Raw genomic sequence first — 21773 nt, forward strand, 5'->3', positions numbered from 1 at the left:
AGCACTTGATGAATCACGCAAACACATCACGCGACGAATCGATCGTCGCACCGCCCAGGAAACTGCCGTGGTATCGCAAACTCGGCATGCAGGTATTGCTGGCGCTGGTACTCGGTATCGCCGTCGGTCTGGTGTTTCCGAAGTTCGGCGCACAGTTGAAAGTGCTGGGCGATATCTTTCTCTCGCTCATCAAGGCGGGCGTCGCGCCGCTGGTGTTCCTCACGATTGTGCACGGAATTGCTTCCGCGGGCGACGTGAAGAGCGCGGGACGTGTCGGCTGGCGCTCGATCGTCTACTTCGAGGTGGTCTCGACGATCGCGTTGATGGTCGGCCTGCTCGCCGGCAACCTGCTGCAAACCGGCAAAGGCATGACCTCACTGGCTGTCGGCACGGTGCCTACGATCGCGGCCAAAGCGACGCCGCAAGGGTTCAGCGAGTTCGTCATGCATCTCGTGCCGGACAACTTCATCGGTGCGTTCGCCAAGGGCGAATTGCTGCAGGTCGTGGTCCTCGCGGTGATGGTTGGCATCGGCATACTCGCGATTCCGGAGCGCCGCCGCGTGAGGATCACCGAAGGGCTCGATCTCGTCTCCGAGGTGCTGTTCTCGTTCATCAATCTCGTGATGAAGCTTGCCCCGCTCGGCACCCTTGGCGCGGTAGCCTACTCGGTGGGCAGTAACGGTACCGCCGTGCTGATCGCGCTGGCGCAGCTCGTGTTCAGCTTCTATGCGGTGGTAGTGCTGTTCATCGTTGTCGTGATGGGCATCATTGCGAAGCTGGCGGGATTCAGTTTGTGGCGCTTTCTGCGGTACATCAAGGACGAAATCTTCATTGTGCTCGGCACGGCCTCCTCGGAAAGCGCCTTGCCGCGCCTCTTGATCAAGCTGGAAAGGCTCGGCTGCGCCAAGCAGACGGTCGGGCTCGTATTGCCCACCGGCTACGCATTCAACCTCGACGGCACCTCCATTTTCATGTCGATGGGCGTGATGTTCATTGCTCATGCGTATGGTGTGCCGATCACGTTCGAACATCAGATCGGCTTGCTGTTGCTCATGCTGCTCACGTCCAAAGGCGCGGCGACCGTGTCGGGCGGTTCGTTCGTGGTGTTCGCCGCGACCGTGACCTCGACGGGTATTCTGCCGGTTGAAGGGCTCGCGATCATCTTCGGTGTCTATCGCTTCATGTCGATGGCGATCGCGACGTGCAATACGATCGGCAACAGCCTCGCGACAGTAGTCATCGCAAAGTGGTCGCGGACGTTCGATGCAAGCGTCGCGCAGCGGCATCTCTATCCTGAGCGGTACCCGGAGACTGCGCGCGCCGATGCGAGTCTTGGGGACGGCAATCTGCTGCCGGAGGATATGAACGACGCCAATCCGCATCCGGGAGGGATTCCGCTGAAGAGCGCGGGCACTTCGCAATGACGGTGACCAACTAGACCGCCGCTTCCCGATAGTTCCTGAACTTCGATGTCTGTCCGATCCCCGGGTTGAAGCAGTTGCAAGGATCGAGTTGCTGATAGAACGCTGCAAGCTGGGGCTTCGCACGGTAAAGATGACCGACGTTATGTTCCGCCGGATATTCGGCGCCGCGGCGGTCCAGCAGCGTCCACATCCTGTGTTCGACCTCGAGGCAGTCGTTGCCCCTCTTGACGATGTAATCCTGGTGGAACACGTGGCACAGGAAGTGGCCGTAATACAACTTGATGGCAATCGTTTCCTCGATGTCGGGCGGCAGTGTCTCGATCCAGTCGCGATCGTTGCGGCGCAGTGCGATGTCGAGCGCGACGATGTTCTCCACCTCGCGGGTGTGCACGGCGCGATAGCGAACCGCGGCACCGGCGGCAGCGAAACGATGCAGGAACGCTTTCCTGCCCTCTTCCTCAGTGCATTCGAAATAACCACCCGTGGCGTTCGCAAAGTAGCCGGAGAGGAACGCACGGGTTTCGTCGACGCTCCCAGCCGCGACCTTCAGCATCAGGTGATGCTCGTACCTGTCGCGATACTGTTTCATTCGCGGTGGCAAATGGCTCGGAAACAACCGGCTCGCGGCCTGCATGACGCGATCGGTGAAATGCGAAGGGAGAAAGCCGAGACGATCGAACAGCGCATCGAAACGGCTCTTTAGTCCGAACAGCGCTGGGAGCCGCGACGTGCCGAGATAGTCGATCGCCAGAAAGGTATCCTTACCGTACTCCTCAGCGACGTCGAAAGCGTCCCGATGGAGATATTCGCCCGAGATCGGCAAGAATTTGAAGTCGTGCAGCGCGTGGCGGCGGATCTCGGTGAGTTCGTCGGGATGGTTCGTGCCGATATAGAACACCTTGGCGTTCTGTTCGATCGGGAACGTGTCGAGCCTCACTGCAAACACCATCAGCTTGCCAGCCGAGCCCGACGCTTCATAAAGACGCTGCGGATCGGCGTTGAAGCGCGCCGGCGTATCGGCATCGATTTCGCGCACGTGGCTCGCGTAGCCGTGATCCGACCCGGCGCCCGTGTCGTGCCGGACATCGGCATCCGCAAACTTGCCATCCTCGAGCCGGCCAAGAATCTCCTCGGGCGTCTCACCGAGCTCAATCCCGAGATGGTTGACGAAGCGCAGCTTGCCCGTTTCATCGACCTGCGCAAATGCCGCCATTTCCGTATACGCCGGGCCGCGCTGCACCAGCGCGCCGCCGGAGTTGTTGCAGACACCACCGAACACCGACGCGCCGATGCAACTGGAGCCAATCACCGAATGCGGTTCCCGGCCAAGGGGCTTCAGCGTTTTTTCCAGCTGGTCGAGTGTTGCACCGGGCAGGCAGACGACCTGCTTGCCACCGTCGATCACAAACACCTTCCTCATGCGGCTCGTGCTAACAATCACGATGTCGCGATCGTAGTCGTCGCCGTCGGGCGTCGAGCCGCCAGTGAGGCCCGTGTTCGATGCCTGCGTGATCACGATCACGTTCGCCGCGACGCATGCCTGCAGTACTTTCCATTGCTCGACGATCGTACCGGGGCGTACCACCGCGAGCGCTTTGCCCGCGCCAAAACGAAAGCCGGTCCGGAAGCGGCGGGTCGCGGCGTCGTCGGTCAGCGTGTGTTTCCTGCCGACTATGCTGCGTAACTCCGCGATCAACGTGTGAGCCACGTCGGGCCGGCCGGCTACCCATGGTGTGTGCGCTGCTGACATCGAATTCTCCTCGTGAGGCGTTGGGCGCGACGCGCATCGACTGGGTCAAGCGGTGTTGGCTGCGACCTTTGAGCGCATCGGATTGACACGAAGGTTAAAATCAGTCCGGCCATTAGTCCAATATCTTGAAGTCGCTATTTGGAGACGAAAAACATATGGAATTTCGCCAATTGCGTTACTTCCTCGCCGTCGCCGAACACCTGCATTTCACCGATGCCGCAGCCCACCTCGGCATCGCCCAGCCGCCTTTGAGCCAGCAGATCCTGAAGCTCGAGCGGGAAATCGGCACGCCGCTGTTTATCCGTCATCCGCGCCGCGTCGAATTGACCGAGGCAGGGCGACTCTTTCGCGAGCGCGCGCGGCGCATCGTCGAGGACACGCAGCAGGCATTCGTCGAGGTGCAGAACGCGGGACGCGGAGAGACCGGGCGGCTCTCGCTCGGTTTCGCGGGTTCGACGGTGTTTCATCCAGCGGTCGCGATGACCATGCAGCGCTACCGGCATGCGTATGAGCGCGTGTCGATCAGTTGCGAGGAGAGCAACAGTTCGCTGCTGCTGGATAAGGTCGCCGAGCGGCAGCTCGATGCGGCTCTGGTGCGCATGCCGCTGAACTGCCGCGATCTGATCGTCGAACCGCTCGTCGACGAAGACATGTTGGCGGTGTTGCCGGCGAACCATCGCTTGAACCGGCGACGGCGCATCGATCTGGCGGACCTCGCGGACGATCCGTTCATCCTTTTTCCACGGCCGATCGGCCCGGACTTGTATGACTCGATCATCGGCGCCTGCCGCGAAGCCGGCTTCGCGCCTTCGATCGGCATGGAGTCGCCGCAGATATCATCGGCGGCGAATCTCGTGGCGGCTGGGTTCGGCGTTGCGGTGGTGCCCGCGTCCATCCGGCAGATCCAGGTCGAAAGCGTGTCGTATCACGCACTGCGCGGCAATCCCCTGTCGACGGGTATCGCGTTGATCCATCGGCCGCGCGAAAAGTCGCCCACCGTACTGAACTTTGCGAGGATTTTGCGGCAACAACGAGTCGCCGCCCGCAAGGGGTGATGGTACGGCGCCACACGAGTTACGAACCGCTCGCCTGGCGCGGATGCCGGACCCTATATCAGGATTCCGACGCAATTCATTCGTACACTTCCGGGCGAGCGCGCTCGTTCAGCTACCAGCCGGGCTATCGCCCCGGAGGCACACCGGTTGGCGTCGACTGCCGGACGACGAGAACCGGAATCTGACTGTGCGTCAGGACCTTCTGGGTCTCGCTGCCGAGCAAAAACGCCCGCATGCCACTTCGACCGTGCGACGCCATCACAATGAGATCGCAGTTCTGCTCTGCAGCAACGCTGATAATCGCCTCATAAGGATGAGCCCGGCTCGTGGCAACCGTATTGCACTCCACACCCGCTTGCGCAGCAGCTTTTTTGATAATCTCCAGGTAGTCGTCCGCGCGCTGTCGCGCGGCCTGAATGATTCGATCCTCGTTGTCCGCGATCATCTCCGTGCCATAAGCGAGGACATGAAACTCCGGGATGACATGAAGGCCCGTGACTTTGGCTCCGCTTTCCAAGGCGAGCGTAACCGTCATCTGAATGGCGGCCTCGGAAAGCGTCGAGCCGTCGGTCGGCACCAGCAGATGCTTGAACATACATTTCTCCCCCGCGACCCGGCCGGCTCGCGTTGAAATCCTGCACGGCGCCTCCACCGCCTGAACCCGGCGAACCTGAATCAGAGGCGGCCTCTTTGAGTATAGTCACCCTCGCCTCGAAGACACTGCGTATTCCGGCCCTTTGCCCCTGGTCCAACCTTAATCTGTCCGCGAACGAAAACAAGGCGCCTGCCCAGCTCGCTACCGGTCTTCCGTGAGCGCCTTCAAATAGGCTTCGCCGGCGTCCTGAGCCGCGGCGCGCATGGCGAACGTGTCGTCCGAAACCATCGACCGTTTGACCTTTTGTGCCCCGAAGTCCACCAGCGTAATGACCCAGACAAACTCGCCGGCCTGCTCGGCCGTTTGAACGAATGCACGTACGTCTTCGCTGTCGTTTGCTTTTGCGTTCATTGTGATCTCCTGAGAAAGAGTCGCGGAAAGAGAACGGCTCACGTGCCAGATGACTGCCTGTTTTATGGAAGTTTGCCGATAATCGCGCTGCATTCATCCTTCGTGAACGCACGCAGCGTTTGCGTGCGGACATTGCCTGCCGACCCCAACGCGTAGCCGAATGCCGCGAAGCTTTGCTCATCCGGTGCGTCGATGACCGTGACGATGTCGTATTTGCCCACTGTCCAATAGATCTCTTTCATTTCACAGCCAAAGCTCTTGGCTAACTCCGCCGCCTGACCGGCCCGCTGCGGGCTGTTTTTGATGTTGCGTATGCCTTGATCGGTGAATTGTGCAAGAACCACATAAGTCGCCATGACGATTCTCCTTACGATTAGTACGAATCGCGTTCTCTACGCGCAAGCTCGACCGCGAACGCGACTGCGATCGTGTTGCCCGAAAGCGTTCTGCGCGTAACCTGATTCTATGCAATGGAATGGCGTGCCACCGGCTGTTTGGCTGTATGGGCAGTAGAGGAACGCGTGAAGGCGGCAGACAGATCGGTGCTCGCTTCAGATAACAAATCCGTAATGCTTTCGACGCTCGCTGGTCAGAATCACTCCCGCAGAATCGCCTCATAGCGTCGTTCACCGGGCGCTTGTCCGGAGGATATCGGGAAGACCACGATGATCAATTCACGTTCCACCACCATGCTGCGTGACGGCTTGCGTTCGCTTTCGATCGTGGCGCTCGTCGGTTTCGCTGGCGCCTGTCATGCACAGTCCGCAGTGAATGCGCAGGCTACCGCCGCAGGGGCGCAGGCGCCTTCCATCGCAACGTGTGTCGCGTGCCACGGTGCCTTGGGCGCCGGCACCGTAACCGGTGGGCCGCGGCTTGCCGGCAAGGATGCAGATTATCTCGCGCATGCATTGTCGATGTTCAAGGCTGGCACCCGTGCAAGTTCCGTCATGCAAACGGTCGCACTCAATCTGTCCGATAGCGAAATACGCGAACTCGCAAACTTCTTTTCCAGACAGGACCCGCCCCTTGCCGCAGGCGCGCCGCCGCAGCAGAGTCTGGTGATCGCCGGAAAGCAACTCGCCGAGATGGGTGCTGGATCCAACGTTCCCGCCTGTTTCAGCTGTCACGGGGCCGGTGGCAAAGGCAATGGCGCGCGCTTTCCGGGTATCGCGGGCGAACCGGCGGCGTTTGTCGTTGCGCGGCTGCACGAATTTCAGGCGCGCGCGAAGGGGAAACCGCCGGCGCCGGGATCGATGACAGCCGTCGCGGCGACGCTGAACGACGCGCAGATCGAAGAGGCCGCGGCTTACCTTTCGGTGACCAGACCTTGAAGATCGACAACAGACTTATAGCGTTCGCGAAGCAAATCCCCGTACCGCAACCCGTTCCTTTATGTTGAGCACCTATGCAATCTACTGTGTGGAGTCATGTCGCGGTCATATCGAGTCTGGCGATGATGCTTGCCGGCTGCGCCGCGACTGGTGGCGATTCAAATCTGAGTGCAGCGCGCAGCCCGCAACTGCCTGAATCGTATCCTTGCCAGAGCGTGCATGTTAAGGCGATGAGCTGCCCACCTGCATAAGGCGGTACCAACCGCGTGCGCTATCCGGGCATGCAGTCGACGCGGGCAAACATCCGCTCACGAAGCCTTCTCACAAGCCGAGCGACGAGAAGCGCCCGTCGTCATAGTGCCGTCCGTTCAATGCAAGGAATGACTATCCTGCACATCAACCGACGACCTGCCGCGCTCGCTTTCCTGTACACCTGCGCCCGGCTTCACGGTACCGTTGGCCTGCGGAACTTCCATCGGCTTGACTTCGACTGGGGCAACGCCATCTTTTTTCAACCCGAGCTTATCCGCGGTCTTGGGCGACAGGTCGACGATTCGATCCTTGACATAGGGGCCGCGATCCCTGATTTCGACCACCTCGCTGTTACCGTTTTTCAGATTCGTCACCCGGGCCTTGGTGCCAAGCGGTAGCGTCTTGCTCGCGGCGGCATTGGATTGCGGATTCATCGGCGTACCGTCAGCCATCTCTTTTTTATAAAACTCCCGGCCATAATACGAGGCCTTGCCCTTGCGGGACTTGCCGGAGCGATCGAGATGGCGCGGGGCTGCCTTTACGCTCGCCGGGCTGGCATCGGCGGATGATGCCGGCGGTTGCGCCGGAAGCGCCGTGCCCAGGAAGCACGACAAGACGAGAAACAGAAGCGTTTGAAGCGCGGATCCTCGACCGCGTCGCAAACGAACGTGGGCGACATCGCCGGCTAGCCGATTCTCCGTGGTATGAAGATTGTTTTTCATTTGCCACTCCTTTCCAGCTTGTCGAGGCAGCGGGCACTTCGTTCAACGAGCGATACGTAAATTACCGGTGTGTTCGGGTTGCTAAATAAGCCTCTCACGCCAGGCAAAGGGCTGTCCGTATGCTTCGGTCCGACGTTCGTGTGTCCACTGCACGAGCCGCCTGGCGAGTCCACGCGCGGCTCCGCCGCCTGCGCCGCACAATTGCGTTCAGCGGAAACCTGCGACAATCATCGTCCACGCTCAAACATCTGTTGATTGCCCCACTTGCCGCGGATGATCCATGCCTGCTTCACAAGCAATTTCGTCACCACGTCTTTCACCCAGCAATCTGAACGAGCTGATCACCCTACTGCTGAAAAACGCTCGGCCTTTCTACATGGAGCGAACCATGAGCCGTGAAATCATTCGTGTCGAACCGCTTTCGAGCTGGCTCGAACGTTGGAAAGCGCCGACTTCCGCCGTCACTCGCCACGGCGATACGATCTACGTGTCCGGGTTTCCGCCGTTCGATCCCCACACCGGCGAAGTCATGGACGCACCGATCGAGCTGCAGACGGAACGGGTATTGGAACAACTGAAATTGTGCGTCGAGACGGCGGGCTCATCGCTCGATCAGGTGCTCAAGTGCAACGTGTATTGCACGTCGGTTGAAGCGTTTCCGGCCGTCAACGCGATCTATGCGCGCTTCTTCGGACCGAACCCGCCTGCGAGGATTTTCGTCAATGTGCCGGCGTGGCCAGGACACTTCGACATCGAGATCGATTGCGTTGCGGCGATCGATAGCAACCGGACCTCAGTGTCCGGATGATGACGGTCGCGGGTCAATTCGTTGCCGCTTTTCGACGTGAGACGTGAGATGCATGAGCGGCCGAAGGCCGGCGCTTCCTCGCGCCGGCCTCAACCGTGCCGCTATCAGTCGATCTGCTGGATACCGGCCAGTCGCCACGCCTGGTCACCCTGCGCCTGTCTGACCAGGTTCCAGATTTCCTGGAACGGCTGCGCGGTCTGTGCATCGTCTTCCCGGATCTGACCGTAAAAGCGCACGCTGACGAACGTTTCATCCGCATTGCTTTCGGTGCCCAGCACTTCGGCATCAAGTTGTGGCACGTCCGTGCGGCTCGGCTCGCGGCCCCGCGATTCCAGATCCTGCTTGAGCCGCGCGAACATCTCCGGCGTGGTCAACTCGAACAGGTCTCCTTGCTCGTTCCTGTCCCATGCATCCTGGAGGCGCATGAACATCGCCTTCGCCGATACGAGAAATGCCGCCTGGTCTGGCCCGAGCGAAAGCTCAGGCGCCTTCACGCTGTTCGCTGCTCCGGTCGAACCCATCGCCGCGCGCGGCCAGCCCCGAAAATTCGTTTCAGGCCGCGATTGCCCCGTCTGGTTCAGAAATGGCGAGCCGCCCGTTTGCTGCCGGTTCGCGGCACCCTGCCCATACGCAAGATCCGGACGACGCCGGTTGGCGATAAAGCGGAACAGCAGCACGCCCGCGAAAATCACGGCTCCGATCAGCAGCGCATTCGACAGCATTTGCGCGAGCCCCTCGCCAAGGCCAAACGACGACAGCAGCGCCGCAATACCCAGTCCGGCGGCGAGCCCCGCGAGCGGGCCCATCCAGCGGTTACCCGCAGCGGCCGGCGCCTGTGCGGCCTGCTGCGCCGGTTGAGCTTGCTGGCTCCGTTGTGTTTGCCCGGACGGCGACGCCGTTTGCGACTGACGCCCGATGCTTTGGCTCCCGCCTACGCGCTTCGCTTCGGCATCGTTCGAAGCCACGGCGCCGAGAGCAAGGAGCCCCGCCAAACCGAGCGCCGCCGTCCCGCGCGTCACCGCGCCGGCAGCCCGTCGAACTTGATTGATGATCTGCGTGTACATAGATACCTCTTTGGTGAGTCAGGGACTGCCCGCTTCACGCGCTCTTCTTCGCGCGGAGTACATTACGAACAGTAATATTATTGAGTGGTCAAACCTACAGATGATTGCGCCTGAAAGCCATGTTGACCGGCCTGAAAACTGTTGCCGTGGATGTAGTGCTCCAACTGCCGGATCGTGTCTTCCTGCTCGGCAATCAGGTTCTTGATCAGGTCGCCGATCGACACCATGCCGATCACCTGCCCCGCGGCAATCACAGGCAGATAACGGATCCGGTGCTCCGTCATGAGCGCCATGCATTCCTCGGTGGTCTGCTCCGGGCCGACATAGCGCACGGCAGTCGACATGACGTCGCGTACCGGCGTATCCCTTGAGGAACGGTGCATCAGCACGATTTTTCGCGCGTAATCACGCTCCGTGACGATGCCTGCCACGCGTCCTTCATGAACGACGATGAGCGCGCCCACCTGCCTGTGAGCCATGATCGCGATCGCGTCGTAAACCGAAGCGGATGCCTGGGTCGACCATACTGTCTGGGACGCCTTTGAACGCAGGAATTGCGCGACCGATGCCATCTGCCACCTCCGTCAGGTACCGTTAGCCGCCCCGCATGAACTCAAGGGCGAGACCTCAATCTACCCGAACCCAAGGTAGCGTAAAATGCGTATTTTCAATGCTGATACTTCGAGAAAACCGTAGCATTGTGTAATCGACGGAGAGATCGTGAACTTCAAGCATCTGCATTACTTCTGGGTCGCGGCGCACGCGGGCGGCATCGTTCGGGCGGGCGAGCAGTTGCACATTTCGCCGCAAACGCTGAGCGGGCAGATCAAGCTGCTCGAAGAAGCGCTGGATAAAAAGCTGTTCAGGAAAAGCGGCCGCACGCTCGAGCTGACCGATGCGGGCCGCCTGGCGCTCGATTACGCCGACGAAATATTCTCGCTAGGCTCGGAGCTGGAAAGCGCGGTGCGGCGCGAGAACGAAGCGGGCCCGCAAACGCGGTTTCGCGTCGGAATCGCGGATTCGGTGCCGAAGGCGATCGCTTACCGGCTGCTGGAACCTGCGCTGAGCGCGTCCGTGTCAGTGCGCATGATCTGCCACGAGGGCAAGCTGCATGCGCTGCTCGCGCAACTGGCCGTGCACCGCCTCGACCTGATCATCGCGGACGCCCCCATTCCCGCCGACGTCAATATCAAGGCGTTCAATCACCGGCTCGGCCGCTCGACGCTCAGTTGCTTCGGTGCGGAGGCGCTGATCCAGAGTGGCAGGAAACGCTTCCCGTTGTCGCTCGGTCAGTTACCGGTGTTGCTGCCCGGTACGGAGTCGGCGGTGCGCCGCAAGCTGGATCACTGGCTGGCGTCCCATGCCATTTCGCCGCGCATCGTCGGCGAGTTCGACGACGGGGCGATGACCATGGCGTTCGCCCGTGAAGGCCGCGGCTTGCTGTTCGCGCCCACCGTGCTGGAAAGCCAGTTGCAGGCCGAGCACAAACTGACGACGGTCGGACAGATCAATTCCATCGTTGAAGAATTCTTTGCGATCTCGATCGAGCGCCGAATCAGCCATCCGGCTGTCGCGATGATTCTGGACGCGGCGCGCAGTGAGCTGTTCAATGTCTAGCGGAGCGCGCTTGCGGAGATGCCATTACAATCCAGCACTTCGATCCGACAACCATGATTCGCGCCATGAAATACCTCCTTGCATCGACACTCGCGGCGCTCATCGCGGCCGCAAGCACGGCCGCGACAGCCCAGACAGCCGGGAGCAGCGACACACCCAGACTGCAGTGCGCCATTGGGTATGTCACCGGCATCGGCGGATCGGCGCAGAGTTTTCGTGAATACCTCGCGACTTCTGACAGAGACCGGTATCGCTTCCTTGCGGACAACCCGATTCAATGCAAGATCTCCGACGAGGGCCGCGCGTCCGGCTGTACCGGCCTCACGAGCCTGCGGCATGAAAAGGTCAGCGTGTACGACGATATCGACAGTGAGACGATGTCCGTCGTCGCGCGCGTGGAACTCGAACACGGGACCTATCCGGTGATCATCGTCGTGCGAAGACAGGACGTGAAGTGCGAGGAGTGAATGCCCTCGCCCTGCTCCGTCAAAAGTGAATCAGGCTCGACGCTTCGCGAGAAACTCTGAAACTTTGGCAAGCCCTGTTTCGAGCACGTCGCGGTTGTTGGCGTACCCAAGGCGCACATAACCTTCCATGTCGAGCGCGCTGCCCGGCGTCAGCATCACGCCGGTTTGTTCGATCAGCTCCACGCAGAATTCGAGCGACGACATCGACAGGTCGTATTTCAACAGCGCCGTGGTGCCGGACTTGGGCTTGATATAAGACATAGCCGGTTCTTTGGCAATCCACGCATCGACGATCGCCAGGTTGGTCCGCACGATGTCGTGATTGCGGGCCAGAATCGCCTTGCGGTTCTCCAGCGCGATGGAGGCGAAATGATCGTCGATCATCCCGACGCTGATCGTGTTGTAGTCGCGATGAATCGCAACAGCGCGAATCAGATCCTTCGGACCGGCGATCCAGCCGAGCCGCAGTCCCGCGAGGGAGTATGTTTTGGACATGCTGCCGGTACTGATGCCGCGCTCGTACACATCCGCAATCGAAGCGGTATAGCCACTGCCTTCCTGATCCGTGCCGCGATACACCTCGTCGCATAGCACATACGCACCGCACGAACGCGCTATCTCGCCGATCTCGGCGAGGAACGCCTCGTCCATCAGCGAACCGGTCGGATTGTTGGGGTTATTGATCGCGATGAGTCGGGTTTTGTCGTTCACGAGGGTGCGGAGTTCGGCGAGATCCGGCAGAAACCCGTTCTCCTCGCGCAGCTTCAGAATTCGCACATCGGCGCCGTAACTCTCGGGAATCGAATAGTGTTGCTGGTAGGTCGGCAGAACGGAGATCACCGTATCGCCCGGCTCGACCAGGGTTTCGTACACGAGCGCGTTGCCGCCGATTGCGCCGTGCGTGACGATCAGGTTCTCCGGCGACTGACGTGCGTACATGGCCGAGATCGCTTCACGCAACCGGGTCGAACCTTCAATGGCGCCGTATGTGAGCTTGAGCTCGCGTAGCTCGTCGAGAATGCTGTCCTGTTTGTTCGCGAGCGTCAGCAACTGATCGACGGTCAGCGATTCCACGCAGGTTTCCGCGAGGTTGTACGTACACCTGGTTTCGTACAGATCCATCCAGCGCTCGACGCCAAAGTCCTTGATCTTCATGTCACTCTCCTTTGTTATTCAATCAGGCGATCCGTTGGTGAACAGCTAACCGAACCGCTCGGGACGGAATGGACGCGCATCGATAAAAGGCTGAGCGCCCGTCATCATCTCCGCCAGCAAACGACCTGTCACAGGGCCGAGCGTCAATCCGTGGTGGTTGTGGCCGAACGCAAACCAGAGCCCGTTATGGCGAGGCGCAGGCCCTATGACCGGCCGCATGTCGGGCGTGCACGGTCGCAAGCCGAGCCACGGACGCTCGTCGAGCCGCGCACCGAGACCGAATGTCGGTCTGGCAGTGCGCTCCGCGCGCTCCAGCTGGATACCTGTCGGCTTCGCATCGCGCCGGGCTATTTCGACGCCCGTGGTCAGCCGAAGACGACCTTCCATCGGCGCCACCACGTAGCCCTGCTGCGAGTCGACGAGCGGCATCGACAGAATCGGCTTCGTGGGTTGGTAGTGCATGTGATAGCCCCGTTTCGCCCGCAGTGGAATGCGATATCCGAGCGGCGCGAACACCTGATCCGACCACGGGCCCAGCGCCACGACGACCTCCCGCGCGCTGATCCTGCCCGACGAGGTTTCAACAGTCCACGCGCCGCCTTCCGCCTTCAACGTCGTCGCTTCGCCGATCAACAGCGCGCCGCCGCTCTCCTCGAACAGACGTGCGTAACCTTTAGTCAACGCGCCGGGGTTGACGATGCTTTTCGGATCCTGCCAATGCAAGGCCCCGCAGAATCCCGTGGCGACGCCGGGCTCGCGCGCGGCCAACGCCGCGCCATCGAGCGCCGCCACACGCAACCCATAGGTGTTCGCCGTTACTTCGGCGGCGGCTGCTTGCCGCGAGAATTCCGCCTGCGTGCGAAACGCCTCGATCCAGCCTTTGTCACTCGATAGTTGCTCGAGGCCGGCACGCCCGATCAGCACATCGTGCTCCGCAACGCTTTGCCGGATCAGAGGCAGCATGTCGTGCGCCGCGGCCATCAGCCGCTCGGGCGACGACTCCCACCAGAAGCGGGCGAGCCAGCCGGCAAAAGACGGCAGTGCCCGATAGTCCCAGTAAAGGTCGGTCGAGCGATTGCGCGCATAGCGCAGCAGTGTGCCGAGATTGCGCGGAAAAGCGTACGGAACGACCGACGAACTTTCGATCAGGCCGGCGTTGCCGAAACTGGTTTCTTCACCCGGAGCGCGCCGATCGACCAGCGCCACCCGGCGGCCGCGATCCTGCAAGTGCAGCGCGGACGACACGCCGACGATCCCGGCGCCAAGCACGATTACATCGAAATCCATACACTCGCTCTGCTTTCCCTGACGGGACCGGAAGCATGCATGCGACAGCACGCACACGGGTCCGGTGCGAATCCGTTCGCACCGGTTCGACAACGCGTTACTTCGCGATGATGTCGCGTTTGAAATACTTCTGCGAAAGCGCGCTGAGCGTGCCGTCTTTTTTCAGCGCGTCGAGCGCGGCATCGATTTTGCCGGCCAGCGCCTTGTCGCCCTTGCGCAAGCCGAAACCGGTCCCTTCGCCGAGCGTTGCCGGATCGCTGAGCGGCTGGCCGGCAATCGCATAGTCATGGCCTGCCGGTTTGTTCAGGAAACCGTCCTGAACAGTCTGCGCTTCCTGAACGGCGGCATCGAGGCGGCCGGCCACGAGGTCGGTGTACACCTGATCCTGGTCGGCATAAGAGACGATCGACACGCCGGCATTCGCCCAGTGGCGTTTCAGGAAGTCTTCCTGCGACGACGCCTGCAGCACGCCCACGCGTTTGCCCTGCAAACTCTTCACGTCAGGCATCAAGCCCGAACCGCGCTTCGCCACCATCACGATCGGCACGACATAAATGGGCCGCGTGAAATCGATCGTCTGCTTGCGCTTGGCGGTGATGTTCATGGCGGAATTGATCACGTCGAATTTGCGGGCCTGCAACGCGGGAATCAGCCCGTCGAAGGCATTCTCCACCCACTCGCATTTCACGCCCATCTTTGCGCAGACAGCGTTGCCGACGTCGACGTCGAAGCCCTCCAGTTGCCCCGTCGGCGACTTGCTTTCGAACGGCGGATACGCTGCCTCGATGCCGAAGCGCAAGGTGTTTTGAGTCTCCGCGCCGACGGTGCCGACCGAACCGAGCAACGCAGCAGCGACGAAAATTGAAAGTGAAAGTTTCTGAAGCATGGTGGCTCCCTGTGGGGTTGGGCATCGCGAATTGAGGGCACGGACAACGGCTGACTGCAAAGCCTCGAGACGGCGCATGGGGCGCCGGGCGAACCTGGCCTCACACTCTCTCTGGATCAACAGTCTATTCTGGACTCCGGCAAAAGCAAGCAATTTTCAAAATAAAAGTCCAGACTGGACTTTTTGACTTTAGAATTGCTTCCACGCCGGAGGCCGGCAACGTTGTGGAGAGCAATCCAATGAGCAAGATAGAAAAACCCGTTCCGTTGATCGTCGATCAGGAAACCGTTCGCGAAGCGCTACCTCATCTCGACGTGCGCGATGCGTTGACGCAGATGTTTCGCGCGCTTGGGAACGACGCCGCGGTGCAGCCGCCGCAAACGCTGACTCTGTTTCCAGGCAACGCGGGGGACTTCATTACGTACCTCGGCGTCATGGCGAGCGCCAAGGTATTCGGCGCGAAACTGTCGCCCTACATCGTCACGCCATCGAAGCCGGTCATTACCGCGTGGACCGCGCTGATGTCGATGGAAACGGGACAGCCGTTGATGTGGTGCGATGCCGGCTTGCTCACGGTCGAGCGCACGGCCGGCGCAACGGCGCTCGCCGTCGAGCACCTCGCCGCGCCCGGCGCGGACAGGCTCGCGATCATCGGCTCGGGCGCGGTGGGCCAGGCGCATCTGCGCCACCTGGCGTCGGTGCGTCCCTGGCGCTCGATTCAGGTTTTTTCGCCCGACCTCAAGGACAACGCGGCGAAGCGCGCGGCGATCACGGCCCTCGACGAGCGCGTCGCCATTTGCACCACGATTGAAGATTGCGTGCGCGATGCCGATGTGGTGGCCTTGTGCACTTCATCGGGTACGCCCGTGCTGCACGAAGGCATGCTCGGCAAGCCGGCGCTCATTACATCGATCAGCACCAACGCTGTGAACGCCCACGAAATTCCGCCCTCATGGATTCCCGCCATGGACGTCTATTGCGATTACCGGCAGACGACTCCGGCCAGCGCGGGCGAAATGAAGTTGGCTGCAGAGCGATACGGCTGGTCCGCCGAAAACGTAGTGGCCGATTTGCCCGAACTCGTGTCGGGCGTCGCGCAAAAGCCGTCCTATCAGAAACACGCGTTTTTCCGCTCGATTGGCCTTGGACTGGAAGACGTGGCCATCGCGTTCGAACTCTTCAGGCATCTGACGCGGCGGGATGCGTGATATTGCGCTGAATGCTGTCACAAAGGCGTGCGATGAGCGGGGCGAGCACGGCGCGACGAACGCGGCAAGAGCGACTGGATCGCGATCCCGCTCATGGCAAAATGGCGGATAACACACGGACTTGCAGCACGATGACGCAACACGCTGCGGACTTTCCGAAAACTGGAACTTCATCCATCCCTATGCGAAAGACCAAGACCACGGCCGCACGCCGGCTTCTTCTGGATCGATACAGCCGTGTCGCCGACGGCATCGCGCTACTGTTCTTCCCGTACGTCGAAATCGTCATTCATGACTTGCAAAGCCAGACCGTCGCTTACATAGCGAATAACCTGTCCAAGCGCGAGCTCGGCGACGAGTCGGCGCTGGAAGAAATGGATCATTCAGCCGAGTCCGGCACCATCGGCCCCTATGAAAAAATCAACTGGGATGGCAGGCGGATGCGCTGCGTCAGCACGGTGCTCTTCGACGACGCCGAGGCCGCCATCGGCGTGATGTGCGTGAACTACAACATTGCGGTATTCGAGGACGTGAAGCATGTGATCGATCGCGTGATCTCCGGCGCCGGCGTGGTGAAGCAGCCCGAGGAACTGTTCAAGGACGACTGGCAGGAGCGCATCAACACGTTTCTCCACACGTGGCTTCAGGAGCGTCAGTTGGCATTGAACTCCCTGACTCGCGATCATCGCCGCGAACTGGTTGAAGCGCTGTGGGCCGAGGGTGCATTCAAGGGAAAAAGCGCGGCGAATTATGTGGCGAACGTGCTCGGGATGGGGCGTGCCACCGTCTATCAACATATCAGGGATCTACGGGGCGCGGCAGCCTGAATAGGAAGTCCGACTTCCATTAAAGAAACATCGCTGAAAAGCCGTTATCAGGGTAACGCATCGTCAATCGGCCAGGCGCGCTTCCGTCGTCGCGGCCAATACCCATTCGTGCCTTGCCCTTACACGCCATACACCACGCCTGCCGCCGAATCGGCGGCAGCGCCGCAAGCTTTCATCAGCCTTCAGCTCGAACCGCTGCACTGCTCGCAGCACATCGCGATGAAATCCGCAAATGCACTAACGCCAGGAATAATTTCGAAAAGGACAAGATCGGCAACAAGCCGTCATACTCTGTCTCTTCTTGCGGCGGACGGTCCCGACAACGCAACCGGAAAACTTCGCCGGAAACGCGATCGATGCATGACCGTCCGTCCCGTCCTTTCGACGGCAATTTCCGCGTAGCGCCACGCGCGGTTCAAGTGGAGCGTGCTTTGCAATGAGTTACACCCCTGTCGTTCCGTTCGCCCACGACAAGGCTGATTCGGGCGCCTTCGTGGGCGGCGCCCCGGCATTTCGCCAACTGGTCCGCATGATCGATCGGGTCGCCCCGACCGAACATCCTTTGCTCATCTTCGGCCCGACGGGCTCGGGTAAGGAACTGGTCGCCCGGCGAGTGCATGCGCACAGCCAGCGCCAGGACCAACCGTTCGTCGACGTCAACTGCGGCGCGATTCCAGAGAACCTCGTCGAAGCCGAATTGTTCGGGCATGTGAAAGGCGCATTCACCGGCGCGGGAGAAAACCGCCAGGGACTTTTCCAGCAGGTCGGCAAGGGCACGCTGCTGCTCGACGAAATCGGCGAACTGCCGCTCGCGCTGCAACCCAAACTGCTGCGCGTGCTTGAAACGCGCACCTTCCGTCCGATCGGTTCGTCCACCAGTCTGCATTTTGCGGGGCGCGTCGTCGCCGCGACGCACCGCGACCTGCGCGAACTCGCCCGTGAAGGGTTATTCCGCGAGGATCTGTTCTATCGCCTCGCGGTCTTCGTGCTGGCAGTCCCCGGACTCGAACAGCGCATCGAGGACATCCCGGCGCTGGTCACCCACTTCGCATCGCAGCACGCGCGCCGTCTCGAGTTCTCGCCAGCTGCCATCCGGCGGCTTTGCCAGCATTCGTGGCCGGGCCATATCCGGCAATTGCGCAACCTGATCAGCCAGTTGAGCGTGCTCGCCGAAAACACGCTGATCGATGTCGATTCGCTCGAGCCGTTTCTCGCCAACGAAACCAGCGGGCCGGTGTCGCGCGCGAGCCTCGCCGACATGCTGTTGCAACTCGAAGGCCGCGACAAGCTCGCCGCCGCCGAGGACCTTTTGATCGACCGCGCGCTCGAGCGGACCAGCGGCAACAAGAGTGCGGCCGCAACGATGCTCGGCGTGGGCCGCAAGACCATCGAGCGGCGTCTGAAGTCGCGCGAGGAACATCACCGGGAAGCGCGCAAGTGTCTCGAACACGCGAGCGCGCTGATCGAGGAGTCGAAGTTCGCCGAAGCGATTCCGCTGTTGCGCCGCTGCCTCGACGTGTTGCAGACGCCTCACGAACAGGAGGCGGTGCGCCGTCTGCAGTTCGACGCCTACCGGCTGCTCGGCATGAGCTTGCGCAGCGTGCACGGCTGGCTGTACGCGGAGGCCACCGCCTGCTACGCCGCCGCGCTGACGATCGGCGAAGGCGTCTGCGAGCCCGCCGAAATCGCCGCGATCCAGTTCGGCGTCTGGACCACGCAGTTGACGACGCTTCAGCTCAAGCAGGCGCGCGCGACCGCGCAGAACATGCTGGAGCGCGCGCAGAACGGCGGCGACCGGGTTTCGCTCGACGAAGCTCACGTCGCGATGACCAACACCCTCTTCTGGCTGGGCGACAGCGAGGAAGCCCTGGCTTGTCTCGCGCGCGGCAACCTGCTCAGCGTGGGGCGCAACGACACCCGTACCGGCTCGCAAGGGATCGATCTGGCCAGCCTCGCGCTGACTTTCGAAGGGCTCGCCGCCTATCAGATCGGCGCATTCGGGCAGGCGCGGCGCGCCATGGAGATGTTGATCCTGCGCGCATCCGAACCGGGCGCGCACGCGCTCGCTCATGCCGTCAACCTGCAGGGCGCCGCCTGGCTCGCCTGCCTGTTCGATGACGTCGACCGGCTCGGCCATCTCGCGAGCGAACTCGAATCGGTGTCGATCGCGAACGGCTTCGCGTTCTACCGGGGCGTCGGCCAGGTGCTGCGCGCATGCCACCTCAGCGCGCTCGGCCATTCCGACGAAGCGGAGACCGTCATGCTCGACGGCTACGACAACCACGTCGTTTGCAATGGCGGGGCGCTGTTCTATTCCTTCAAGACGTGGCAGCACGGCGAACTGCTGCTGCGCGCCGGCCGCGCGAAGACCTGCGAGGCGATTCTCGCCACCGCGATCGACGAGACGCTGGCCCGTCAGGAGCGCGTCTACCTGGGCGAACTGCTGGTCACCCGGGCGCGTGCGCAGTGGGCGCTCGGCGATGTGAACGCCGCCGAACTCGGTCTGCGCACCGCGCTGTCCACTGCGCTCGCGTTCGGTTCGGTGCCGGCGCGCGTGGATGCCGCGCGCCACCTCGCCGATCTGCTGCGCTCCACCGGCCGCAGCGCCGAAGCCATCGACACACTCGAGCGCGGTCTGCGCTCGCTAACGACGGATCCAACCACTCGCGTCACCAGCGCCGCGAATTTGCTTGCCGAACTTCAGCTGGATGCTTCTTTCAACCTCGACAGTAAAGGAATCGCAAATGGCATATGAATTACGCCGGGAAGATCTGGAACCGCTGCTATTGGGAGCAGCGTTCTTCGGCAGCGGCGGCGGCGGCACGATCGAATCCGCGCGGCATCTCGCCGAGCATTTCGTCACCGGCGACTATTATCCGACCGACACGGTCAAGGTGGTGTCGGTCGACGAGGCCACCGAAGGCGCGGCCGTCATGGTCGCCTATCTCGGCGCGCCTGAAGCGATCAACTCCGCCATCTATCCGATCGGCCCCGTGACCGCCGTGCAGAACGTTCAGACCCGGCTCGCGTCGCAATCGACCAAGCTCGCCTACGTGATGCCGCCGGAAAGCGGCGCGCTGGGCTTCACGGTGGCGGCGCTCGTGGCGGCGAAACTCGGCCTCGCGGTGATCGACGCCGACGGCGCCGGCCGCGCCGTGCCCTCGCTGCCGATGCTCACCTTCGCAGCCGCGGAGATCGATCCGCGCCCGGCGTTCCTCGTGAGCCAGGGCGGCCTGTGCGTCGAACTCGACGTGACGCCGCGCGCCAGCAATCAGGGTGGTCCGACCCATCAACGCGACGTGTCGGCAATCGTCGAGCAGATGATGCGTCCGGTCGTCGCCGATCCCGAGTTCGGCCAGTTCGGCGGCCTCGCGATGTGGGTCATGAAACCGGCCGACATCCGCCGCGCGACGCCGATCCATGGCACCTTGACGCGCGCGTTGGACCTCGGGCGCGCGTTGCAGGCCGGCCGGATCGGCAGCGCCCAGCAGATGATCGGCTATCTCGCCGAACATTGCGGTCTCGCCGCGCGCACCATCTCCGAGCCCGGCGAGCTGGTCTCGGCCGAAGTCGATACGAGCGGTGGCTTCGACGTCGGCAAGGTTCATATTCAGGCGGGACAGCGGACCTATACGGTGATGTACCAGAACGAGTCGCTGCTCGCATGGGACAGCGCATGTCCGCAGCCGATCGTGCTGGCGCCGGACAGCGTGGCGTATTTCGTCGGCGGCGAAGGCCAGGCGATCTTCAGCAACGGCGACCTGCTCAAGGATGACGGTTCGTTGAACCCGGTGATCGGCAAGCGCCCCGTGACGCTGATCGGCTGGCGTGCCGAAGCCGAATTGCGCAAGCCCGGCCTGATTCTCGACAGCTTCATGCAGTTGCTGAACTCGCTCGGTTATCTCGGGCCGTATGTGCCGCTTGAATCGCTTCAGTCGTTGCAGTCGGCACGCAAGGGAGACGCATCTTGAGCGCGCCTTTGAACTCACCCATCCGCATCTGCGTGCTCGTGCCCGTTGCCACGTCGGCCTACAACGACCGGATCATGAAGGCGATCGCGCCGGTCGTGCCGCCGGACGTGCAGGTCGAGATTCGCAATATCACCGAAGGGCATCCCGATATCGAGAGCCGCACGAACTGGCTGCAGAACGGCATGCCGGTGGTCGAACTCGCGCAGTCCATTGCCAACGACGGTTTCGACGGCATCTGGCTGACCGACTTCGATATGTGCGGTGTCGAGGCCGCGCGCGAAGTGATCGACATTCCGATCATCGGCGGCTTTCCCGCTACGGCCTTCACCGCGCTCGCGCTCAGCCAGCGCTTCTCGATCATCACGATCCTGCAAAGCACGCTGGCGATGCAGCGGGGTCATCCGCAGAGCTATGGCATCCAGGACACGTTCGCGTCGATCCGCGCGATCGATTGCCCGGTCGCGCAGTTGGAGAACGTCGACGTGGTGGTCGTGCGCACCTTCGAGGCGGCGCTGAAGGCCATCAAGGACGACGGCGCGCAAGCCATTCTGCTCGGCTGCACGGGTTTCGTCGACGTCGCGAGCCGCGTCTCCACGCTGCTCGGCGAGGCGCTCGGCGCGTATGTGCCGGTGATCGATCCGAATCAGGCCGGCTTCAGCTTCCTCGTCTCGCTGGTGCGGATGAAGGTACGCCCCAGCCGGTTGACTTACAGCAAGGTCAGTCTCCAGTCGTAAGCGGGACGCTTCTTTCCGTACTCGTCCGGCGCGCTTGCCGCGCCGGATGCGCTTGGCCTTCCCTGCTCCCTTCCCCTGCCTCCCAATCGCTTTCGTCCCCATGTGGACGAAAGTGCCCTCTCGCCATGCTCGATGCGGTCAATTGGACGAAATCGTCCAATCTTCAGGGTGTGCATGGACGGGACTGACCAATTTCGCGTCTGATAGTC

21 protein-coding genes are annotated in these 21773 nt (G+C 61.8%); 11 read left to right on the forward strand and 10 right to left on the reverse strand.

Annotated elements, in window-relative coordinates:
* The first annotated feature begins 8 nt into the window (after positions 1 to 8).
* On the forward strand, positions 9 to 1424 hold the full coding sequence (locus PQR42_RS16155) for a cation:dicarboxylate symporter family transporter (protein WP_408205518.1): 1416 nt from the start codon (positions 9 to 11) through the stop codon (positions 1422 to 1424).
* 10 nt (positions 1425 to 1434) lie between these two features.
* Here PQR42_RS16155 and dld read toward each other — a convergent pair whose 3' ends face one another.
* Positions 1435 to 3174: a D-lactate dehydrogenase gene (gene dld / locus PQR42_RS16160; RefSeq protein ID WP_408386602.1), complete on the reverse strand. Its 1740-nt coding sequence runs from the start codon at positions 3172 to 3174 to the stop codon at positions 1435 to 1437.
* Positions 3175 to 3329: 155 nt separating this feature from the next.
* Between dld and PQR42_RS16165 the strand changes: the two genes are divergently transcribed.
* Positions 3330 to 4229 carry a LysR family transcriptional regulator gene (locus tag PQR42_RS16165; protein WP_408386600.1) on the forward strand — a complete coding sequence of 300 codons (900 nt, stop codon included), beginning with the start codon at positions 3330 to 3332 and terminating at the stop codon, positions 4227 to 4229.
* Positions 4230 to 4353: 124 nt separating this feature from the next.
* Here the strand turns inward: PQR42_RS16165 and PQR42_RS16170 are convergent, their stop codons facing one another.
* The 3 genes from PQR42_RS16170 to PQR42_RS16180 all read right to left on the reverse strand — a co-directional run bounded on the left by PQR42_RS16170 (position 4354) and on the right by PQR42_RS16180 (position 5591).
* On the reverse strand, positions 4354 to 4824 hold the full coding sequence (locus tag PQR42_RS16170) for a universal stress protein (RefSeq protein WP_408205515.1): 471 nt from the start codon (positions 4822 to 4824) through the stop codon (positions 4354 to 4356).
* A gap of 201 nt (positions 4825 to 5025) precedes the next feature.
* Positions 5026 to 5235 (reverse strand): hypothetical protein, encoded by a 210-nt coding sequence (locus PQR42_RS16175; RefSeq protein WP_408205514.1) that lies wholly within the window; start codon positions 5233 to 5235, stop codon positions 5026 to 5028.
* A gap of 62 nt (positions 5236 to 5297) precedes the next feature.
* Complete coding sequence (locus tag PQR42_RS16180) at positions 5298 to 5591, reverse strand: GYD domain-containing protein (protein WP_408205513.1); 294 nt, start codon at positions 5589 to 5591, stop codon at positions 5298 to 5300.
* Between the two features lie 309 nt (positions 5592 to 5900).
* On the opposite strand from PQR42_RS16180, the gene PQR42_RS16185 reads away from it, so the two are divergent.
* Positions 5901 to 6566, forward strand: a complete 666-nt coding sequence (locus PQR42_RS16185) for a c-type cytochrome (protein ID WP_408386598.1) — start codon at positions 5901 to 5903, stop codon at positions 6564 to 6566.
* A gap of 368 nt (positions 6567 to 6934) precedes the next feature.
* Here PQR42_RS16185 and PQR42_RS16190 read toward each other — a convergent pair whose 3' ends face one another.
* Complete coding sequence (locus tag PQR42_RS16190) at positions 6935 to 7540, reverse strand: septal ring lytic transglycosylase RlpA family protein (RefSeq protein WP_408493670.1); 606 nt, start codon at positions 7538 to 7540, stop codon at positions 6935 to 6937.
* A gap of 388 nt (positions 7541 to 7928) precedes the next feature.
* Here PQR42_RS16190 and PQR42_RS16195 point away from each other — a divergent pair, with 388 nt between their 5' ends.
* A complete protein-coding gene (locus PQR42_RS16195; RefSeq protein ID WP_408205510.1) occupies positions 7929 to 8348 on the forward strand; it encodes a RidA family protein in 420 nt (139 codons plus the stop codon).
* Between the two features lie 104 nt (positions 8349 to 8452).
* On the opposite strand, the gene PQR42_RS16200 is transcribed toward PQR42_RS16195, so the two are convergent.
* Positions 8453 to 9412 (reverse strand): Tim44 domain-containing protein, encoded by a 960-nt coding sequence (locus tag PQR42_RS16200; protein WP_408386594.1) that lies wholly within the window; start codon positions 9410 to 9412, stop codon positions 8453 to 8455.
* Positions 9413 to 9489: 77 nt separating this feature from the next.
* On the reverse strand, positions 9490 to 9984 hold the full coding sequence (locus PQR42_RS16205; RefSeq protein ID WP_408205508.1) for a CBS domain-containing protein: 495 nt from the start codon (positions 9982 to 9984) through the stop codon (positions 9490 to 9492).
* A 148-nt stretch (positions 9985 to 10132) separates the two neighbouring features.
* Between PQR42_RS16205 and nhaR the strand changes: the two genes are divergently transcribed.
* Together nhaR and PQR42_RS16215 are read left to right on the forward strand one after the other, a co-directional pair.
* Positions 10133 to 11029, forward strand: coding sequence for a transcriptional activator NhaR (gene nhaR / locus PQR42_RS16210; protein WP_408386592.1), 897 nt, complete (start codon positions 10133 to 10135; stop codon positions 11027 to 11029).
* A gap of 65 nt (positions 11030 to 11094) precedes the next feature.
* Complete coding sequence (locus PQR42_RS16215) at positions 11095 to 11496, forward strand: hypothetical protein (RefSeq protein WP_408205506.1); 402 nt, start codon at positions 11095 to 11097, stop codon at positions 11494 to 11496.
* Between the two features lie 30 nt (positions 11497 to 11526).
* Here PQR42_RS16215 and PQR42_RS16220 read toward each other — a convergent pair whose 3' ends face one another.
* The 3 genes from PQR42_RS16220 to PQR42_RS16230 form a co-directional block, all read right to left on the reverse strand.
* On the reverse strand, positions 11527 to 12651 hold the full coding sequence (locus PQR42_RS16220; RefSeq protein WP_408386590.1) for an aminotransferase: 1125 nt from the start codon (positions 12649 to 12651) through the stop codon (positions 11527 to 11529).
* Between the two features lie 45 nt (positions 12652 to 12696).
* The gene (locus PQR42_RS16225; protein WP_408386588.1) at positions 12697 to 13938 is read right to left on the reverse strand and encodes an NAD(P)/FAD-dependent oxidoreductase; all 1242 of its coding nucleotides are present in this window, start codon (positions 13936 to 13938) and stop codon (positions 12697 to 12699) included.
* A 97-nt stretch (positions 13939 to 14035) separates the two neighbouring features.
* A complete protein-coding gene (locus tag PQR42_RS16230) occupies positions 14036 to 14824 on the reverse strand; it encodes an ABC transporter substrate-binding protein (protein ID WP_408386586.1) in 789 nt (262 codons plus the stop codon).
* Between the two features lie 239 nt (positions 14825 to 15063).
* Here PQR42_RS16230 and PQR42_RS16235 point away from each other — a divergent pair, with 239 nt between their 5' ends.
* The 5 genes from PQR42_RS16235 (at position 15064) to PQR42_RS16255 (ending at position 21564) form a co-directional block, all read left to right on the forward strand.
* Positions 15064 to 16032 (forward strand): ornithine cyclodeaminase family protein, encoded by a 969-nt coding sequence (locus PQR42_RS16235; protein WP_408386584.1) that lies wholly within the window; start codon positions 15064 to 15066, stop codon positions 16030 to 16032.
* Between the two features lie 182 nt (positions 16033 to 16214).
* Positions 16215 to 16859, forward strand: a complete 645-nt coding sequence (locus PQR42_RS16240; RefSeq protein ID WP_132374504.1) for a helix-turn-helix transcriptional regulator — start codon at positions 16215 to 16217, stop codon at positions 16857 to 16859.
* 436 nt (positions 16860 to 17295) lie between these two features.
* On the forward strand, positions 17296 to 19614 hold the full coding sequence (locus PQR42_RS16245; protein WP_408205501.1) for a sigma 54-interacting transcriptional regulator: 2319 nt from the start codon (positions 17296 to 17298) through the stop codon (positions 19612 to 19614).
* Positions 19604 to 20830, forward strand: a complete 1227-nt coding sequence (locus PQR42_RS16250) for an S-methyl thiohydantoin desulfurase domain-containing protein (protein ID WP_408386583.1) — start codon at positions 19604 to 19606, stop codon at positions 20828 to 20830. Before PQR42_RS16245 ends, PQR42_RS16250 begins: the two co-directional genes overlap by 11 nt.
* Positions 20831 to 20838: 8 nt before the next feature.
* A complete protein-coding gene (locus tag PQR42_RS16255) occupies positions 20839 to 21564 on the forward strand; it encodes an aspartate/glutamate racemase family protein (protein ID WP_408205690.1) in 726 nt (241 codons plus the stop codon).
* Positions 21565 to 21773 lie beyond the last annotated feature (209 nt).

The sequence above is a fragment of the Paraburkholderia sediminicola genome (assembly GCF_046027355.1).
Taxonomy (GTDB): domain Bacteria; phylum Pseudomonadota; class Gammaproteobacteria; order Burkholderiales; family Burkholderiaceae; genus Paraburkholderia; species Paraburkholderia sediminicola_B.

Coding starts and splice junctions, on each gene's coding strand:
- PQR42_RS16155 (WP_408205518.1), top strand. CDS start 9: ATGAATCACGCAAACACATCACGCGACGAATCGATCGTCGCACCGCCC.
- dld (WP_408386602.1), bottom strand. CDS start 3,174: ATGTCAGCAGCGCACACACCATGGGTAGCCGGCCGGCCCGACGTGGCT.
- PQR42_RS16165 (WP_408386600.1), top strand. CDS start 3,330: ATGGAATTTCGCCAATTGCGTTACTTCCTCGCCGTCGCCGAACACCTG.
- PQR42_RS16170 (WP_408205515.1), bottom strand. CDS start 4,824: ATGTTCAAGCATCTGCTGGTGCCGACCGACGGCTCGACGCTTTCCGAG.
- PQR42_RS16175 (WP_408205514.1), bottom strand. CDS start 5,235: ATGAACGCAAAAGCAAACGACAGCGAAGACGTACGTGCATTCGTTCAA.
- PQR42_RS16180 (WP_408205513.1), bottom strand. CDS start 5,591: ATGGCGACTTATGTGGTTCTTGCACAATTCACCGATCAAGGCATACGC.
- PQR42_RS16185 (WP_408386598.1), top strand. CDS start 5,901: ATGATCAATTCACGTTCCACCACCATGCTGCGTGACGGCTTGCGTTCG.
- PQR42_RS16190 (WP_408493670.1), bottom strand. CDS start 7,540: ATGAAAAACAATCTTCATACCACGGAGAATCGGCTAGCCGGCGATGTC.
- PQR42_RS16195 (WP_408205510.1), top strand. CDS start 7,929: ATGAGCCGTGAAATCATTCGTGTCGAACCGCTTTCGAGCTGGCTCGAA.
- PQR42_RS16200 (WP_408386594.1), bottom strand. CDS start 9,412: ATGTACACGCAGATCATCAATCAAGTTCGACGGGCTGCCGGCGCGGTG.
- PQR42_RS16205 (WP_408205508.1), bottom strand. CDS start 9,984: ATGGCATCGGTCGCGCAATTCCTGCGTTCAAAGGCGTCCCAGACAGTA.
- PQR42_RS16215 (WP_408205506.1), top strand. CDS start 11,095: ATGAAATACCTCCTTGCATCGACACTCGCGGCGCTCATCGCGGCCGCA.
- PQR42_RS16220 (WP_408386590.1), bottom strand. CDS start 12,651: ATGAAGATCAAGGACTTTGGCGTCGAGCGCTGGATGGATCTGTACGAA.
- PQR42_RS16225 (WP_408386588.1), bottom strand. CDS start 13,938: ATGGATTTCGATGTAATCGTGCTTGGCGCCGGGATCGTCGGCGTGTCG.
- PQR42_RS16230 (WP_408386586.1), bottom strand. CDS start 14,824: ATGCTTCAGAAACTTTCACTTTCAATTTTCGTCGCTGCTGCGTTGCTC.
- PQR42_RS16235 (WP_408386584.1), top strand. CDS start 15,064: ATGAGCAAGATAGAAAAACCCGTTCCGTTGATCGTCGATCAGGAAACC.
- PQR42_RS16240 (WP_132374504.1), top strand. CDS start 16,215: ATGCGAAAGACCAAGACCACGGCCGCACGCCGGCTTCTTCTGGATCGA.
- PQR42_RS16245 (WP_408205501.1), top strand. CDS start 17,296: ATGAGTTACACCCCTGTCGTTCCGTTCGCCCACGACAAGGCTGATTCG.
- PQR42_RS16250 (WP_408386583.1), top strand. CDS start 19,604: ATGGCATATGAATTACGCCGGGAAGATCTGGAACCGCTGCTATTGGGA.